At 60.8% G+C, this 17026-nt stretch carries 19 protein-coding genes; 15 read left to right on the top strand and 4 right to left on the bottom strand.

Features of this window, described 5'->3' with window-relative positions:
* Positions 1–2 precede the first annotated feature (2 nt).
* The 4 genes from I5L03_RS10680 (at position 3) to folP (ending at position 4642) form a co-directional block, all read left to right on the top strand.
* A complete protein-coding gene (locus tag I5L03_RS10680) occupies positions 3–923 on the top strand; it encodes a calcium/sodium antiporter (RefSeq protein ID WP_197921758.1) in 921 nt (306 codons plus the stop codon).
* 60 nt (positions 924–983) lie between these two features.
* Positions 984–1886 (top strand): oxidoreductase, encoded by a 903-nt coding sequence (locus I5L03_RS10675; protein WP_197921757.1) that lies wholly within the window; start codon positions 984–986, stop codon positions 1884–1886.
* 202 nt (positions 1887–2088) lie between these two features.
* Positions 2089–3222 (top strand): site-specific DNA-methyltransferase, encoded by a 1134-nt coding sequence (locus I5L03_RS10670; protein WP_407647627.1) that lies wholly within the window; start codon positions 2089–2091, stop codon positions 3220–3222.
* Between the two features lie 307 nt (positions 3223–3529).
* Positions 3530–4642 carry a dihydropteroate synthase gene (gene folP, locus I5L03_RS10665; protein WP_197921756.1) on the top strand — a complete coding sequence of 371 codons (1113 nt, stop codon included), beginning with the start codon at positions 3530–3532 and terminating at the stop codon, positions 4640–4642.
* Positions 4643–4815: 173 nt separating this feature from the next.
* Here the strand turns inward: folP and I5L03_RS10660 are convergent, their stop codons facing one another.
* On the bottom strand, positions 4816–6234 hold the full coding sequence (locus tag I5L03_RS10660; RefSeq protein ID WP_197921755.1) for a sigma-54-dependent transcriptional regulator: 1419 nt from the start codon (positions 6232–6234) through the stop codon (positions 4816–4818).
* A gap of 191 nt (positions 6235–6425) precedes the next feature.
* Between I5L03_RS10660 and I5L03_RS10655 the strand changes: the two genes are divergently transcribed.
* The 10 genes from I5L03_RS10655 to I5L03_RS10610 all read left to right on the top strand — a co-directional run bounded on the left by I5L03_RS10655 (position 6426) and on the right by I5L03_RS10610 (position 13707).
* Positions 6426–6548 carry an aa3-type cytochrome c oxidase subunit IV gene (locus I5L03_RS10655; RefSeq protein WP_197921754.1) on the top strand — a complete coding sequence of 41 codons (123 nt, stop codon included), beginning with the start codon at positions 6426–6428 and terminating at the stop codon, positions 6546–6548.
* Positions 6549–6567: 19 nt separating this feature from the next.
* On the top strand, positions 6568–7689 hold the full coding sequence (locus I5L03_RS10650) for an NAD(P) transhydrogenase subunit alpha (RefSeq protein WP_197921753.1): 1122 nt from the start codon (positions 6568–6570) through the stop codon (positions 7687–7689).
* A complete protein-coding gene (locus tag I5L03_RS10645) occupies positions 7686–8069 on the top strand; it encodes a hypothetical protein (protein WP_197921752.1) in 384 nt (127 codons plus the stop codon). Before I5L03_RS10650 ends, I5L03_RS10645 begins: the two co-directional genes overlap by 4 nt.
* Position 8070: 1 nt before the next feature.
* A complete protein-coding gene (locus tag I5L03_RS10640) occupies positions 8071–8352 on the top strand; it encodes an NAD(P) transhydrogenase subunit alpha (protein WP_197921751.1) in 282 nt (93 codons plus the stop codon).
* Positions 8353–8456: 104 nt separating this feature from the next.
* Positions 8457–9926, top strand: a complete 1470-nt coding sequence (locus I5L03_RS10635; RefSeq protein WP_197921910.1) for an NAD(P)(+) transhydrogenase (Re/Si-specific) subunit beta — start codon at positions 8457–8459, stop codon at positions 9924–9926.
* Positions 9927–9999: 73 nt separating this feature from the next.
* Positions 10000–10692, top strand: a complete 693-nt coding sequence (locus I5L03_RS10630) for an aspartate/glutamate racemase family protein (RefSeq protein WP_197921750.1) — start codon at positions 10000–10002, stop codon at positions 10690–10692.
* 94 nt (positions 10693–10786) lie between these two features.
* Complete coding sequence (locus tag I5L03_RS10625; RefSeq protein ID WP_197921749.1) at positions 10787–11947, top strand: deoxyguanosinetriphosphate triphosphohydrolase; 1161 nt, start codon at positions 10787–10789, stop codon at positions 11945–11947.
* On the top strand, positions 11940–12650 hold the full coding sequence (locus I5L03_RS10620) for an NAD(P)H-binding protein (protein WP_197921748.1): 711 nt from the start codon (positions 11940–11942) through the stop codon (positions 12648–12650). The genes I5L03_RS10625 and I5L03_RS10620 overlap by 8 nt, the downstream gene beginning before the upstream one ends.
* Entirely contained in the window at positions 12647–13117 is a 471-nt protein-coding gene (locus I5L03_RS10615) for an ABA4-like family protein (RefSeq protein WP_197921747.1), read from the top strand. Before I5L03_RS10620 ends, I5L03_RS10615 begins: the two co-directional genes overlap by 4 nt.
* Entirely contained in the window at positions 13114–13707 is a 594-nt protein-coding gene (locus I5L03_RS10610; RefSeq protein WP_197921746.1) for a DUF938 domain-containing protein, read from the top strand. The genes I5L03_RS10615 and I5L03_RS10610 overlap by 4 nt, the downstream gene beginning before the upstream one ends.
* Positions 13708–13773: 66 nt before the next feature.
* On the opposite strand, the gene I5L03_RS10605 is transcribed toward I5L03_RS10610, so the two are convergent.
* A complete protein-coding gene (locus tag I5L03_RS10605; RefSeq protein ID WP_197921745.1) occupies positions 13774–13902 on the bottom strand; it encodes an Entericidin EcnA/B family protein in 129 nt (42 codons plus the stop codon).
* Between the two features lie 74 nt (positions 13903–13976).
* Complete coding sequence (locus I5L03_RS10600; RefSeq protein WP_234035203.1) at positions 13977–14918, bottom strand: DMT family transporter; 942 nt, start codon at positions 14916–14918, stop codon at positions 13977–13979.
* 35 nt (positions 14919–14953) lie between these two features.
* Between I5L03_RS10600 and I5L03_RS10595 the strand changes: the two genes are divergently transcribed.
* Positions 14954–15184: a hypothetical protein gene (locus I5L03_RS10595; RefSeq protein WP_197921744.1), complete on the top strand. Its 231-nt coding sequence runs from the start codon at positions 14954–14956 to the stop codon at positions 15182–15184.
* Positions 15185–15446: 262 nt separating this feature from the next.
* On the opposite strand, the gene I5L03_RS10590 is transcribed toward I5L03_RS10595, so the two are convergent.
* Entirely contained in the window at positions 15447–16976 is a 1530-nt protein-coding gene (locus tag I5L03_RS10590) for a CpaF family protein (protein ID WP_197921743.1), read from the bottom strand.
* Positions 16977–17026: the final 50 nt, after the last annotated feature.

Here is a 17026-nt window from a genome sequence, read left to right as displayed (position 1 = left end):
CCATGCTCACCCTCATTGCAAGCATCATTGGCGGCCTTGTCGCCCTTTTTGTCGGCGGCGAATTGCTTGTGCGCGGCGCAGTCTCGATTGCAGAGCGGCTCGGTCTTTCGCATCTTGTGACAGGTATCGTGATTGTCGGCGCGGCAACCTCCATGCCGGAAATGGTGGCGAGCATCGAAGCTGCCATGCTCGGCTCCCCCGGCATTGCCTGGGGTAACGTGGTGGGCTCCAATCTCGCCAATTCACTGCTGATCCTAGGCGCGACCGCACTGGTGACGCCCATTGCTATGCACGGCGTGGGCAAGCGCGATGCTATAGTGGCTCTGGCGGCCACCGCGCTGCTTTATGCGATTACCGTTTCGCAGGGTGCAAGCCCGTGGATTGGTGCCGCGCTGCTTGCCCTGCTTGTCGTCTACATCATCTGGCGCGTGAAGCATCCGCCCGAAAGCCTGGAGGACGAGGATAGCCCGCCGCCGCTCGGCCTGCTGCTGGCCGTCGCCTTGTTTGCAGGCGGTGTCGGCATATTGATCGTCGGTGGCCAGCTTTTGGTCGCAGGTTCGATCGAGCTTGCGCAACTGGCCGGCGTGTCAGACGCGGTCATCGGTCTCACCATCGTTGCTATCGGCACATCGCTGCCCGAACTCGCCGCATCTCTCGCTGCCGCGCTGAAGGGGCGGGCGGAAATGGCAGTCGGCAATGTGGTTGGCTCCAACATCTACAATATCCTGCTGATCGGCGGGGCAACGATGAGCATCGCGCCGCTACCAATTTCGGCCGAGCTCATCGATGTTGAAATGCCGGTGCTGCTTGCCTCAGCCGTGCTGATCCTGCTGCTATGCCGTTTCTTCAAACATATCAGCCGCTGGCTTGGCGCTGCGCTGCTCGGCGCATTTGCCCTCAACACCGCGCTTCTTTTCGCATAAGCCGGAACGCTTGAGCCGCGCGGCGCATTGCTGGATTAGAACCTTCCAGCGGAGCACCTCATGGCCGATTTCACTTTTACCGATATTCCCAAACAGTCTCCCAAAACCGCCATCGTGACGGGCGCGAATACGGGGATCGGTTTCGAAATCGCGCGGCATCTGGCGCGGGTGGGGGCAAAGGTCCTGCTAGCCTGCCGCAATGAGGAAAAAGCGCAAGACGCCATTGACCGGATCGGTGCCGAATATCCGATGGCGAAGCTCGATTTCCTGCCGCTCGATCTCAACGATCTGGACAGCATTCATGCTGCTGCCGAGCAGGCCAAGGCTGAGAAGCGGATCGATATCCTCGTGAACAATGCGGGCATCATGGTGCCGCCGCTGGACCACGGCATTGGCGGGGTGGAATCGCAGTTCGCCGTGAACCATCTCGGACACTTTGCCCTGACCGCCCTGCTTTTTGAAAAGCTGGAAGAGAAGGGCGGGCGGGTCGTCGTCCAATCCAGCATCGCCCATAAAAAGGGCCAGATCGATATTTATAATCTCGATGCCTATCGCGGATATGAGCCGTGGCGTTTTTACCAGCAGAGCAAGCTCGCCAACCTGATGTTCGCGCTGGAACTGGACCGCCGCCTGCGCGCCGCCAACTCGCGGGTGGCCGCGATTGCGTGCCATCCGGGCGTCGCCGCATCGGACCTGGCACGCCATATGAAATATGGCAGTGCCATGCAGCCTGTTATGAAAACCGTGCTCAACACCTCTGAGCAGGGCGCGCTTCCCGCTTTGCAAGCCGCGACCGATCCAGCCGCCGAGAGCGGAGATTACTATGGGCCGCGCGGCCTGATGGAAGCGCGCGGCAATAGCTCGGGCCGAGCCTTTATCGCCTATCAGGCAAGGGAAGAGCAGGTGGCCAAGCGCCTGTGGGACAAGTCTGAAGAGCTGACCGGAGTGACCTTTTCCGTTTAGCGCGCGCAGGTGAGTCCTTAGCGCCACACCCCATGATCTCGAGTCCGCGTTAGGGCGGGGGACTCAATATGTTGTGCCGGACTCGTTTCGTTCCTCTCTAGCTCTGGTATGGCGCGGCAAAATTGCCGCTTGACCAGGGACTCCCGCGAACTCTACCCCCTGTGGATAACTCAGGGAGTATGACGTGGGCAGTCTGACGAAAATCCGTGCGCCTAAGGCGAAAACGCGCACGCCAAAGGTCGATCAATCTGCGGTGAGGGCTTCCTTGCCGCTCGGCCAAATCCTGGCGGGCGACTGCGTGGAGGAAATGCGCAAGCTGCCCGATGCGAGTATCGACCTCGTTTTCGCCGATCCGCCCTACAACCTGCAACTTGGCGGCGATCTCAACCGCCCCGATGGCAGCCATGTCGATGCGGTGACGGACGATTGGGACCAGTTCGACAGCTTCCAGATTTATGACAATTTCACAAGGGATTGGCTGACAGAGTGTAGACGCGTTCTGAAGCCCGACGGCGCGCTTTGGGTGATCGGCAGCTATCACAATATCTACCGCGTGGGCGCGATCCTGCAGGACCTCGGATTCTGGATCCTGAACGACATTGTGTGGCGCAAGACCAATCCGATGCCGAACTTCCGCGGCACGCGCTTCACCAATGCGCATGAGACGCTGCTGTGGTGCTCGCAGGGCGAGAAATCGAAATATCACTTCAACTACCGCGCAATGAAGACGCTGAATGACGAGCTGCAAATGCGTTCGGACTGGACCTTTCCGATCTGCTCGGGCGGGGAGCGTTTGAAGGACGAGGCAGGCCACAAGGCGCATCCGACGCAGAAGCCCGAGGCGCTGCTCTACCGCGTGCTGCTGGCAACGACCGAGAAGGGCGACGTGGTGCTCGACCCGTTCTTCGGCACCGGCACCACCGGCGCGATTGCCAAGCGCCTTGGCCGCGAATGGATCGGTTGCGAGCGCGAGGCGGGCTACCGCAAGGTTGCCACCGCGCGCATCGAAAAGGAATTGCCGCTCGACGAAAGCGCGCTCACCACGATGCAAAGCCGCAAGACCCAGCCTCGCGTGGCCTTCGGCGCTGTGGTGGAAGCAGGTCTGCTCAAACCCGGCACCGAGATTTTCGACAAGAAACGCCGCTGGAAAGCGACCGTGCGCGCGGATGGCTCCATCGAATGCGGTAAGGAAACCGGTTCAATCCACGGCGTGGGCAAGACGATCCAGGACGCACCCAGCTGCAACGGCTGGACCTTCTGGCACTATGAGGCTGGCGGCGAAGTGAAGCCGATTGATGCGGCCAGAGGGCTGTATCTGCTGGCGAGCGAGGATTAGTCTGCGCCGCGCAACAAACATTCCACCGTCACCCCGGACTTGATCCGGGGTCAAGCTTCCTTCTCGCAAGGACCAAGCCTGATCCCGGCTCGGGGGCCGGGATGACGTATCGTGTTGGCGCGGCGCTTTCCTACAACTCCCCCGCCATGCTCAATCCGGTGCATGATCTTCTTCACCACCTTGATCGCAGGCCGTTTGCCCGCTTCAAATCAACCAAATTCTGCACCCGACAATTTCTTCGTCAGAACACTGTCACACCTGTCACACCCCCATCGTCACGATGTGGTAAGTCACTGAAAGCAAAGCCATGAGCCAGAGCGTCTACATCCAGCCGATCACCATGGTCTCCGGGCCTCAGGCGGTGGAGGGGGATGCGATTCGGTTGGCGGGCGGCATGGCCTATGCGCGCGAGTTTGCGGTGATCGTGCGCGAGGGCGGGGCGGTGACGTCTCGCCGGATTGCGACCAAGGCGAGCATGGCTCAGGCGCTTGCGGCGCTTCCCGCAGAGCTTGGCGCGGAAGGCGAGATGCAGTGGTCCTACCTCCAGATGGCGCATCCGCCGCTGGAGCTTGGCGGGCGCACTATCCGGCTCGACCAGCCGCAGGTGATGGGCATCCTCAACGTTACGCCCGACAGCTTCAGCGATGGCGGCGAGTTCATGGACGATCCCGACGCGATGAAGGCGCACGCAGCGGCCATGCACGAGGCAGGCGCGGCGATCATCGACATCGGCGGCGAAAGCACCCGGCCGGGCGCAAAAGCGGTGTGGGAAGGCGAGGAGGCCAAGCGCGTCGTCCCCGCGATCGAGCATTGCGTCGGCATGGGCGCGGCGGTGAGTGTCGACACGCGCCGCCCGGCAGTGATGGAAGCGGCGCTGGAAGCAGGCGCGCACATCATCAACGACGTGTCGGCGCTTCGCTACGATCCGCGCAGCCTCGAGCTCGCAGCGGCGAGCGGGAAGCCCGTCATCCTGATGCATGCTCCGGGGACGGGAGAGGATTTGCACGCCGATCCCGACTATACGGCGGTGGCCTTCGATGTGTTCGACTTCCTGAAGGAAGCGCGTGATCGGGCGATTGGGGCAGGCATTGCGGCGGAGCGCATCGTGCTCGATCCCGGCATCGGCTTCGGCAAATCGCTGGCGGACAACCTCACCATCCTCAACCACCTGCCAATGTACCACGCGCTCGGCTGCCCGCTGCTTCTGGGCGCAAGCCGCAAGCGCATGATCGGCGCGCTATCGAACGAGGTCGCGGCGCACCAGCGCGTCGGCGGCTCGCTCACATTGGCGCAGCACGGCATGGATGCAGGCGTGCAATTGCTGCGCGTGCATGACGTGTTCGAAACCGTGCAGGCGCGCAATGTCTGGCGCGGCCTGCGCGATGCGGCGCTGACCGATTTCAGCGGATTAGAGGCTTAGGGCTTTCCTACAGGTAGGCCTTCTACCAATCGCCCTTCGACAAGCTCAGGACGAGCGGAGAAGGGGGAAAGCAGGAGACCAAGCCGGAGGCGAAGGCAAGGCCGAACGGCCGCCCAAGCTTTTGCGAGAAGCCAAGCGCACGGATGTGCGCGCCCGGCGTTTGAGGGCCAGAGTCAGGCGGCGTTGTCGATGCCGAGGTCGCTAAGCTTGCGGTAGAGCGTTGAGCGCCCGATACCGAGCCGCCGCGCGACTTCGGTCATGCGGCCGCGGTAGTGGCCGATGGCGAGGCGGATGACGTCGGCTTCGATGTCCTCGAGCGGGCGCAGGTTACCGTCCTCGCAATAGAGCTGCACCCCGGCGCTCTCACGCATCGGCGTGGTTGGAGCTTCGGTCTCGCCGACGATCTCGCGCAGTTGCGGGAAGTCTTCAGTGGTCAGCGCATCGCCATCGCAGAACACGGCGGCGCGGAAGAGGACGGCTTGTAGCTGGCGGACATTGCCCGGCCAGTCGAAAGCGGAAAGGAGGCGCAGCGCATCGTCGGTAATGCCGAGCGGGCGAAGACCCGGCTGCTCGCCAATGCGGCCAAGGAAGTGCCGGGTGAGGGCAGGAACGTCCTCGCTCCGCTTACGAAGCGGTGGCAGTTCGATGGAGGTGCGGGAAAGCGCGGCCAGCAACTGCTCGCGGAAATGCCCGGTCGCAACAAGGTCTGCGAGCGGCAAATTGGAGGCAGCGATGATGCGGATATCGACCTTGAAAGCATATTGCGCGCCGAGCGGCTTGATCTGTCCGGTCTCTATCACTTCAGCGAGTCGATCCTGCAGATCCATCGACAGGCGATCGATCTCGTCGAGCACCAGCGTGCCGCCATCGCAGTTCTGGATCGCGCCGGTCTGCTGGTCGAAAGCGCCGGGGAATGCACCCTTCTCATGGCCGAACAGGACAGATTCGAGACTGCTCGCCGGGATGCCCGCAATGTTCAGCATGCGAAACTCGGTCTTGGCGCGCGGGGAGGCGGCATGCATGGCGCGCACCAGCATTTCCTTGCCGGTGCCGCTTTCGCCTTCGATCAGCACATGGCCGTGACCGCGCGCCGCCTTGGCCGCCTTTGCCAAAGCATCGCGGAACGGGGTTGCGGTGCCGACCATCGCGTCGAAATCAAGGTCGCCTTCAAACTTCTCGGCGAGCGGTGTCAGCTCATCGCGCGGCGTTTCCCGCGTCGTCGCATTGCGCAGCGCCTGCATCAGGCGATCCGGCGCAACGGGTTTGACGAGGTAGTCGGTGGCCCCGGCGCGCATCGCCTCGACGGCAAGCTGCGGACTGGTGCTTGTGGTGAGCATGAGGATCGGTAGCGCGGGGCGGCGCTCCTTGAGTTCGGCAATCAACTCGCAGGCACGCTCACCCGGAACCCATTGGTCGAGGATAATGGCGGAAAGCTGCATCCCTTGCCGCGTGCCGAGCGTGGCGATAGCTGTTTCGCTGTCCCCTACCACCAGCGTGCGCCAGCCTTCGCGCCCGGCAAGCGCGGAAATGAGCCGGCTTTGCGCCGGTTCATCGTCAATCAGCATCAGCAGGCGCTGTTCAGCCTCGGCCATTCAATTCCACCACTCAGGGGCCCGAAACGGGCGTTGAACAGCCGCGCTACCAGTGAGGGGTAAAAAGGCCATTAAGCGCGTTCGACAAGAAACGGCCGGACTTGAGCGGAGCGGACTTGCCCTTTAGGGACTTCGCCATCTAAAGAATTGGCCAATCGATTTTGGCTCCCAGAAAGGCTGCAGAAAATACAATGAGCAATCCGCACGATATGAAAGCTGCGAAAGGCACGTATTCGAGCTTCATCAGCATGACGAAATGGGCAATCCCGGTGATCGCGATCATCGTGTTCATCGTCGTCCTGCTGATTTCCTGAGCCGGACTGAAGAGCGCGGATGCGGATAGCGGTTCTTAAAGAGCAGGCAGCGGGCGAAACCCGCGTCGCTGCCACACCGGAAACGGTCAAGAAACTGAGCGCGCTGGGCGCGATAGTTGCTGTTGAGGAAGGCGCCGGGATCCGCGCCAATATTACGGACGAAGCTTACCGCGAGGCGGGGGCGGAGCTTGGCTCCGCTGCTGCCGTGGTGAAAGACGCCGACATCGTGATGGGCGTGCAGGCGCCTGATGCAGCTGCGCTTTCGGGCGCCAAAAAAGGCGCGTGGGTCGCGGCCACTTTCGATCCGTTCGGTCAGAAAGACCGCGTCGAAGCGTATGCCATGGCCGGGCTCGAAGCGCTGGCGATGGAATTTATGCCGCGCATCACACGTGCGCAAAGCATGGACGTGCTCTCCAGCCAGTCCAATCTGTCGGGTTACAAAGCAGTGATCGCCGCAGGAAATCTTTACGGGCGCGCCTTCCCGATGATGATGACTGCCGCTGGCACTGTCAGCGCGGCGAAAGTGTTCGTTATGGGTGTCGGCGTTGCCGGCCTGCAGGCCATCGCCACTGCCAAGCGCCTAGGCGCGCAAGTGAGTGCTACCGATGTCCGCTCGGCCACCAAGGAACAGATCCAGTCGCTGGGCGCCAAGCCGATCTTCGTCGAAAATGTCGAAGGGATCGAGGGAGAGGGTAGTGGCGGCTATGCCACCGAAATGAGCGAGGAATACCAGAAGGCGCAGGCCGAACTGGTCAGCAGTCACATCGCCAAGCAGGATATCGTCATCACCACCGCGCTGATCCCGGGCCGTGCTGCGCCGCGGCTGATCAGCGATGCGCAGACCGCGACCATGCGCCAAGGCAGCGTGATTTTCGATCTCGCCGTCGCGCAGGGCGGCAATGTCGAAGGCAGCGTTGCCGACGAAGTGGTCGAGCAGCACGGCGTGAAGATCATGGGCTTTTCCAACACGCCCGCGCATCTGGCAGCCGACGCAAGTGCGCTGTTCAGCCGGAACTTGTTCAATTTTCTCAATGCCTTTTGGAACGAAGAGAAGAAAGCGCCTGAACTCGATGAAGAGATTGGCGACGCTATCCGCCTGACCAAACACGGGGCGATTGTGAATGAAAGGTTGCAGGAGTGAGGGGAGCATTCCTCGCTTTTGCTTTCGCGCTGTTTGCCGCACCTGCCGTGGCGCAAGATGAACGCGAAGCGGAACCGCCGCACCCGATGGAAGGCGAATGGACCGTCGACCTGCGTTTGAACATTGGCGACGAGCCCTATTCGCAGCCGATGGTGCTTCGCTTTTCACATGCAAACCAGGTGACCGGCGAGTTCTATGGATCGCCAATTGAGGCAGGGCAGCTCGGCAGTGGGCAGGGGCGTGACTGCATAGCGTTTCGCACAAGCGACAATTCCGGAGTGTATCAGCATTCAGCGTGCCTGATTGGAGCGGTGCTGGTGGGGCAAAGCTGGTCGGAAGGGCGGGGTTTCGTCCTGCCATGGACCGCAACAAAGGACTGACATGGACTTCATTGCGATCCTCTCGATTTTCGTGCTGGCGTGTTTCGTCGGCTATTATGTGGTCTGGTCGGTAACGCCTGCGCTGCATACGCCGCTGATGGCGGTGACGAATGCGATCTCCTCGGTGATTATCGTTGGAGGGTTGATTGCGGCAGCGGCGGCTGAAGTGGCCTCGGCGAAGTGGCTGGGGCTGGCCGCAGTCGTTTTGGCCAGCGTGAATATCTTCGGCGGCTTTGCCGTCACGGAGCGGATGCTCGCCATGTACAGGAAGAAGGAGAAATGAGCGTGACGTCATTTCTCACGGCCGCCGTCATCGCTCCTCCCCCGCCCGAACCTCCGACGCTCGCCGATTGCACGCCCGAAATGAGCGCGGCGGAATGCAATGAGATGCTGACATGGTATGGCGATGCCAGCGTGCAGATTGCCGACGGCGCTGCCGCGCAAGGTGCGGTAAACCCATGGGTCGCGCTCGCCTATCTCGTGGCCGGGGTTTTCTTCATCCTTGCCTTGCGTGGACTCTCCAGTCCGCAGACAAGCCGAACGGGTAACCGCTTCGGCATGATCGGCATGGGCATTGCGGTCATCACCACGCTGGTGACCCACGATATCGCCAATATCGTGGAGATCGGCATAGCGATCGCAATTGGCGGTATCATCGGCTTCACGATCGCTCGCAAGATCGCCATGACGGCGATGCCCGAACTGGTTGCCGCGTTTCACTCGCTCGTCGGCCTTGCCGCCGTCCTCGTGGGGTGGGCGGCCTATCTCAATCCGGATGCCTTCGGATTGCTGGTGGGCGACAGTATCGGCGCGGTCAGCAAGGTCGAAATGGGCCTCGGCATCGCCATCGGTGCAATCACTTTTTCGGGCTCTGTCATCGCTTTTGCCAAGCTAAGCGGCAAGATGAGCGGATCGCCGATCCTGCTTCCCGCGCGCCACCTGATCAATCTGGGCACGCTGGCAGCAATTGTGGTGCTGACCGCGATGTTCGCGATGGCTACCGGCCCGGAGGAGACATTCCCGCTGATCGTGGCGATTACGGTGCTTGCCTTCGCGATCGGCTTCCTGCTGATCATCCCCATCGGCGGTGCGGATATGCCGGTCGTCGTGTCAATGCTGAACAGCTATTCTGGATGGGCAGCGGCGGCGATGGGCTTTACGCTCGGCAATACCGCGATGATCATCACCGGCGCGCTGGTGGGCGCATCGGGCGCGATCCTCAGCTACATCATGTGCAAGGCGATGAACCGTAGCTTCATCAGCGTGATCGCGGGCGGATTTGGCGCCGAAAGCGGCGGCAGTGACGGCGGTGAGCCGCGCGAACAACGCCCTTACAAACAGGGCAGCGCAGCCGATGCAGCTTTCATGTTGGAGCAGGCGGAAAAAGTCATCATCATCCCGGGATACGGCATGGCGGTGGCGCAGGCACAGCACGCGCTTCGGGAAATGACCGATCTGCTCGAGGAAAAAGGCATCGATGTGAAATTCGCCATCCACCCGGTCGCAGGTCGGATGCCCGGGCATATGAACGTGCTGCTGGCCGAAGCGTCCGTCGATTATGACAAGGTGTTCGAACTGGAAGACATCAATAGCGAATTCGCGCAGGCCGATGTCGCTTTCATCATCGGCGCGAACGATGTGGTGAACCCGGCTGCCAAGTCTGACAAGTCCAGCCCCATTTACGGCATGCCGGTATTCGATGTGGACAAGGCTAAACAGGTCTTCTTCATCAAGCGCAGCATGGGCGGGGTCGGCTATGCCGGTGTCGACAATGACGTGTTCTATATGGATCAGACCATGATGCTGCTCAGCGATGCCAAGAAAATGGTCGAGGAAATCGTCAAAGCTCTCGATTAGCGTTAAACGGCTGGCTTGGCTCCGAAAGTCTCGCTAGGCACGCGTGCAAATTTGAAGAACAGGGGCACGGATTTTGCGCAAGCTGGGCATGATTGGCGGAATGAGCTGGGTCTCCACACACCGCTATTACGAACGCATCAATCGGAAAATCCAGCGCGAGGTCGATCCGCGAGCCTCTGCGCCGCTATTGATCGAAAACCTCGATTTCGCGCAGATCTATTGCCTCGAGACGCCCGAGGATTGGGATCGCGGCGCTCAGGTGCTCACCGATTCCGCAAAGCGTCTCGCCGATGCGGGGGCCGAGCAGCTGATCATCTGCGCCAATTCCATGCACAAGGTCTATCGTGCGGTGCAGGCAGAGGTTGACGTGCCTATCCTGCATATCGCCGAATGCGTGGGCGAGCGGATGGCGGAGGATGGCGTGAAGCAGGCAGCCCTTATCGGCACGCGCAATGTCATGACCGAAAGTTTTTATCGCCGCAGGCTGGTGGCGCATGGTGTGGACCTGTTGCCGCCGGAGATGAGCGATGTCGATCAGCTCAATCGCATCATTTACGAAGAGCTGATGGTCGGGAAAGTGCGCAAGGACTCAGAGCGGACCTTGAAAACCATGTTCTCTCGTCTCGCGAATGATGGCGCAAAGGCCATCGTGCTGGCGAATACGGAGATGGAATTGCTCGTCGATGTCAGTGCCAATGTCCTACCGATCTACGATGGCATGCGCATTCACGCCGATGCCGCAGCGAAGTGGATTATCGGCGGATAAGCGCGGCCAAATGCGCCGGTGATGCGCCAATTCTGCGGCGTTCCCGCCCTGTTCCCGTTGTCAGATAGCGGCCATTTGCTTAGCGAACGTGGCCATGTCACGCGCGCCCTATGCAGCCGATCCCGCGGCCAGTCGCGGGCGCGAATTCGATCAACCCGGACATACCGCGCGCGGTCCGCGCAGCGCTTTCCAGCGTGATCGCGACAGGATCATCCACTCGATTGCTTTCCGCCGCCTGGCGGGGAAAACGCAGGTCTTTATCGCTCCCGATGGCGATCACTATCGCGTCCGACTGACGCATAGCCTGGAGGTCGCGCAGATCGGCCGCGTCGTCGCGCGCAATCTGGGTCTGGATGAGGATCTTACGGAGGCTCTGTGCCTGGCGCATGACCTTGGCCATCCCCCTTTCGGCCATTCGGGGGAGGAGGCGCTGGATGCGGCGCTAAAACCGCGCGGCGGTTTCGATCATAACGGTCATACGCTGCGCACGGTAATGCGGCTCGATAGCCCCTATATCGGGATCGAGGGGCTCAACCTCAGTTGGGAAGTCCTGGAAGGCCTTGCAAAGCACAACGGACCGGTCGACGATCCGCAATGGGCGCTCGCCGAGTTGAATGCCGCCATGCCGCTGGACCTGTCGCTCTGGCCTTCGCTGGAGGCACAGGTCGCCGCGCTGGCGGACGATATCGCCTATGATAATCACGATATCGACGACGGCGTGCGCGCCGGTTTTCTCGATCTCGATGACCTGCTGACGCTCGATTTCCTCGCCGATCTTTGGCGCGAGGTGAAAGGCCGCTTTCCCCATGCGAGCCAGAGCGAACTATTACGCGAATTCACCCGTACGCAGATCGGCGTCATGGTGAATGACTTGCTCGAGACGACCCGCAAAGGCCTCAAAGGTATCGATACGATCGAGCAGGTTCGCGGCGCAGGCGGGCCCATCGCGCGCTTTTCTCCCGGAATGGCGCAGCAAGAACGCCAGCTGAAACGCTTCATGTATGACAGGCTGTACCACCATCCCGAGCAAATGCGCACGGCGGACCGGGCTAAGGATGTGATTGCGCGGCTTTATGCCGCCTATGACCAACAGCCGGACCTTATGAACGCGGAATGGCATGACAAGCTGCCAGAGGAAGAGCCTGCGCGTGGACGCCACATCGCCGACTACATCGCGGGAATGACCGACTATTTTGCCATCCGCCAATATGCGGAGATTTTCGGCAGCGTGCCTGAGGGGCTATCCAATGTCTGATACGGCTTCTGAAAAAAAGCGCGTGCTGCTTGTCGGCGCAACGGGTCTGGTCGGGCGGAGTGTAATCACCCGCTCCATCGACATGTCCCAGTTCGCATTGCAGGGCCTTGCCCGCAGCGAAATGCAGTTTCCTGACGGCGCACGGATGGAGCTGGTGCTCGCCGACAGCGAGGATTGGGGCGAAGTCGTCAAAATGATTGCCCCGGAAGCGGTCATATGCGCGCTGGGTACGACGATCAAAAAGGCGGGCAGCGAGGAGGCGTTTCGCGCTGTGGATCATGATCTGGTGATGGATGTCGCACGCGCCGCCAAAGCAGCGGGGACGACAGGCTTCGTGTATGTCTCATCGGTCGGCGCCGACACGGGCTCGCGCAATTTCTACCTGCGCACGAAGGGCGAGGTCGAGCGCGACCTTAAGGCGCTAAAGTTCCGGCGGCTCGATATCTTGCGGCCGGGCCTTCTGCGCGGACAGCGGCGAGGGGATGCGCGTTTTCTCGAGGGGATCGGGCAAGTCGCAGCTCCGGTCGCGGACCTGTTCCTGCAGGGCTCCTACAGCAAATTTCGCTCGATCCGGGCAAGCGATCTTGCGGCGGCTGCCTTGCAATGCGTGCGGGAAAAACCCGCGGGTCAATTCATCCACGAGCATGAGGGATTGAAGCGCCTGATCGCCAAGCTGGACAAGTCCGAAGGGAGCGGAAAATGAGCTGGGACACTATCTTTCAACTGGCGAATGGCTGGGCGTTCCTGATGTGGATCGTGCTGATCTTCCTTCCGCGCAAACCATTTCCGCTAGCCGTGGTGTTTTACGCCGGTGTGGGACTGCTCTGCCTCGCCTACGCATCTCTGATGGCGCTCTTGCTGACCGGCACTATCGATCCCGTCCCTGTTGCTGACAGCGAAGGGGGCGGCAATTTCACAAGCATTGAAGGGGTGCGCGCTCTGTTCGCCAGTGACGGCGGGATCGTGATCGGCTGGATCCATTACCTTGCCTTCGATCTCTTCGCCGGATTGTGGATCGCTAAGGATGCCGATTCAAAAGGTTTTTCGCGCATCCTGCAGGCGCCGATACTCGCGCTGACATTCGTGGCGGGTCCCGCAGGACTGCTCATCTGGTTCATCATTCGCGAAAGGCGAGCCCGCGCGGCGGCTGGCCTGCGCAAAGTCAATTGAAACGCCACGCGCCAGCGACCGAGCGAAATCGGGATGCGATTGCTGCGATTTTGCGATTGGAATTGCCCGATAGCGGGACCGTTTTGGAAATCGCCAGCGGAAGCGGAGAGCACGCGCTTTATTTTGCTGGCTTGTTTGCGCAATTGCGCTGGGTACCGAGTGACCCAGATCCTGAGGCAGTGACATCGATCGCAGCCTATCGCGATGAAGCTGAATCGACCAATCTTGCCGCGCCGTTGCATTTCGCCACGACTGATAGCGATTGGCCCGTTGAAAGCGCCGATGCGATTTTTTGCGCCAACATGATCCATATCAGCCCATGGAAATCGACTACCGCGATGTTTCACCACGCCCAGTCAATGCTCAGCAAAATCGCGCCCCTGATCCTTTATGGCCCTTTCATAGAGGCGAATATCGAGACCGCCGCATCCAATATCGCTTTCGATCAAAGCCTGAGGATGCGTAACCCGGATTGGGGCATTCGGCATCTTGGTGAGCTTGACGAACTCGCAGACGCCAGCGGTTTTCGCCGCGCCGCGCGCCATGAAATGCCGGCCAATAATCTGGCGATCGTCTACCGGCGCATATAAAAACGCCCGCGAATTGCTTCGCGAGCGCTCTTCTCTCCCCGTAGGAGGTATGTAGAGGGTGAAGGCTTAGATCGCTTCATCCGCATCATCTGCTACATCTTCCAGATCCTGCCCAACGCCGCGCACAGTGTTGCAGGCTGTTGCAGTGAGCATGAAAATGCTGGCGGTGATGGCGATTACAATCTTGCGAGCCATGACGGGTCCTTTCGTCTCCCAAAAGTGGGATGCTGATAGGTCCTATAATCCGATAAGGGGGTGCAGGTTCCCGGTCAGGAGGCCTGTTCGACGAAGCGTTGCTTTCGCAGGACGTTCTCTCGCCACGCAATGGTGACTCCCGCAGCGACCACAAGAGGGGCGCCGAACCACAGGCTGGTGGTGGGCAAGACGGCGAAAATCAGCCATCCGTACAGCGTCGCCCAGATGAGGCTGGAATAATCCATCACGATGACGCTTGATACTTTGCCGAAGCGGAGTGCGACCGTGATCAGCACTTGCCCCCAGGTTCCCGTCAGGCCGACGCCCAGCAATAACAGCCATTGCCGCTGGGAAAGCGGTTCGTGAACGAAGAGGAGCGCCGGCAGCATCATTACGACTGTTGCGAGGCTAAACCAGAAGACGATAACGATCGGCTTGTCGGTCCGCCCCAGATCGCGGATTTGGATCGAAATGAGCGCAATCATGAATGCTGCGCCCAAAGCGACTAGCGCACCTTCCAGCGGGATCGCCCCGCCGCCCGGCTGCGCGATAATCACGATCCCGGCAAAACCCGCCAGAACGGCAGACCATCGCCAGATGCCGACGCTTTCCTTCAGTAGGAGAGCAGACAGTATCACGGCAAATATGGGCGCGGTGAAGCCGATGGTCGTCGCCTCTGCCAAGGGGAGCAGGATCACGGCGCCGAAATTCAGGATCATGCCTGCGATTCCATAGATGGCTCGCACAGCATGGGCCTTTGGGCGTTTGGTGGCGAATTGCGCGAGCCCGCCGGTTACCAACGCAAATCCGACAAGGAGCGGCAGCGAGACGAATTGCCTCCAGAACACGATCTCCAGAATATGGACACCGCTTTCCGAAGCGAGCTTAATCAGCGCCGCCATCAGCGCGAAGCCTGCAATGCCCAGCAGCCTGATCAGCAGGGCCAAAAGCGGCCGGTCATTCGCATTGTCGCTCACGCCCATCGCCATAGGCCAGCGCGCGCGGCGATCAAGCATTGTCGCTAGACAAGGGCGCCGCCATATGGCGCGCGATGCACTGGCCCGACTTAATCATTTTTGCGAGCGATGCGACGCGATATGTGATTGCAGGTGCAATGCTGCTGACGCTTTCGGCAGTTTCAGCGCTCGGCGATCGCAGGCGTTCACGCCGCAAGCATCCCGATGCGGTGGGCATCATGCCGTGGCGCGATATCGGCGCGCTGAGCCTGTTCGCAGGGCTGGCGCTGTGTGCGTTTGGTGTGGTGGGTTGGATACGGGGGTGAGTTTGTCTCATGCGACCACTTCCGTGGTCGCGTCCTCGGCGCTATTCGCTCCGGCGGGGCTGCGTTCCGCCCGCGCGGCACCTGCGGGCTTCGCGGTCGCTTGCTGTCGCTAGCCTGCGACCGGCGAGACTGGCGCTCCATTTGATTGGCGTCACGGAGCACGGGCGACCAGCCCGCAAGGCCGAACGGCCGCCCGCAGCGGGCGCAGCTTGCCTGCGCGTCTAGCGAGGATGAAGCGGCGGATGCCGCTTCGCAGGGAAAACTACAAACACGCCTCGAGATAGGCTTGATCGAAGCCGAACTGGCGCGCTTTTTCCAGCGTGTAGGGGCGCAGGCCCGAAGAGCGGTGCTCGCCGATGATCTTGCCGTCGTCGCTTTCATCGAGATATTCGAAGCTGAACAGCTCCTGCGTCACGATCACATCGCCTTCCATCCCGATTACTTCGGTGATGTTGGTGGTGCGGCGCGAACCGTCGCGAAGGCGCTTCACCTGCACGATCAAATCGACCGATTCAGCGATCTGGCGCGAGATGGCTTCTTTCGGGATCTTGATGTCGCCCATCAGGATCATGTTTTCCATACGGCCCAGGCATTCGCGCGGACTGTTGGCGTGAAGCGTACACATGGAGCCATCGTGGCCGGTGTTCATTGCGGCGAGAAGGTCGAAACACTCCGCGCCACGAATCTCACCCAGGATAATCCGGTCAGGACGCATACGCAGGGCGTTTTTCACCAGGTCACCGATGGTGATGGCGCCTTGGCCTTCGAGGTTAGGCGGACGGGTTTCGAGCGGCAGCCAGTGCGGCTGCTGCAGGCGGAGTTCTGCTGCGTCTTCAATCGTCAGCACACGCTCACCCGGGTCGATCATCTTCGACAGCGAGTTGAGCATCGTGGTTTTACCCGAACCCGTACCGCCCGAGATGACCACGTTCATGCGGCAGGCACCGGCGATTTTTAGCGCGGTACACATCTTGTCGCTCATCGAGCCCCAATCGCGCAAATTATCCAGCGTGATCGGTTTCTCGGAGAACTTACGAATGGAAATCGCGGTGCCGCGCAGCGAGAGTGGGGGCACGATCACGTTCACACGCGAGCCGTCTTTCAGGCGGGCGTCAGCCAGCGGTGTGGTCTGGTCCACGCGGCGGCCGACCTGGTTCACGATGCGCTGGGCGATCTGGAACAGATGGCCTTCGTCGCGGAATTTGATCGGCGCGACAGTCAGTTTGCCGTTCTTTTCAATGTAGGTCTGGTCCGGCCCGTTGACCATGATATCGGACACGTCCGGATCGTTTAGTAGCTCTTCGAGCGGACCAAAGCCGAGCAGCTCGTCAATCAGCACCTTCTCCAGCGCGAATTGCTCGCGGCGGTTCAGCGTGACTTTCAGCTCGGCCAGCACTTCCATGATGATCGGGCGGAATTCTTCGCTCAGCTCTTCCTTGGTGAGCGTCGCAGCAGCTTCCGGATCTACACGTTCGAGCAGGCGCGGCAGCACCTGTTCCTTGATCTTGTGGACGCTCTGTTCGAACCCGCCGATTTCCTGCTGCTCATGAATGGCATTTGCCCGTTCGGACAGGCGGTTCATCGCATCGGCATTCTTGCCGGTTGCCGGATCTACGGGCTCGCCCTCAGCTGGAATAGGCGGGAATTGATCGCCGCCCTCGTCCTTCTCGGCGTCTTTCTCGGCAGAGGAGGGCGCATTTCCGCCACCACGCATGGGCTTGGCAACGCCAAAGCTCGGGCGTGCGCCCTTGCCCATGCCACCAGCTCCGTTCTTGCGTCCGAAAGCGCTCATGCGATGCCTCTCTTCTCATATCATTGGGGAGCCCGAAGAACTCGGCCCCC

It is taken from the genome of Aurantiacibacter sediminis (assembly GCF_016019885.1).
Classification (GTDB): domain Bacteria; phylum Pseudomonadota; class Alphaproteobacteria; order Sphingomonadales; family Sphingomonadaceae; genus Alteraurantiacibacter; species Alteraurantiacibacter sediminis.
The sequence above is the reverse complement of the archived record's forward strand: the minus strand, read 5'-3'. Positions and strand labels throughout refer to the sequence as shown.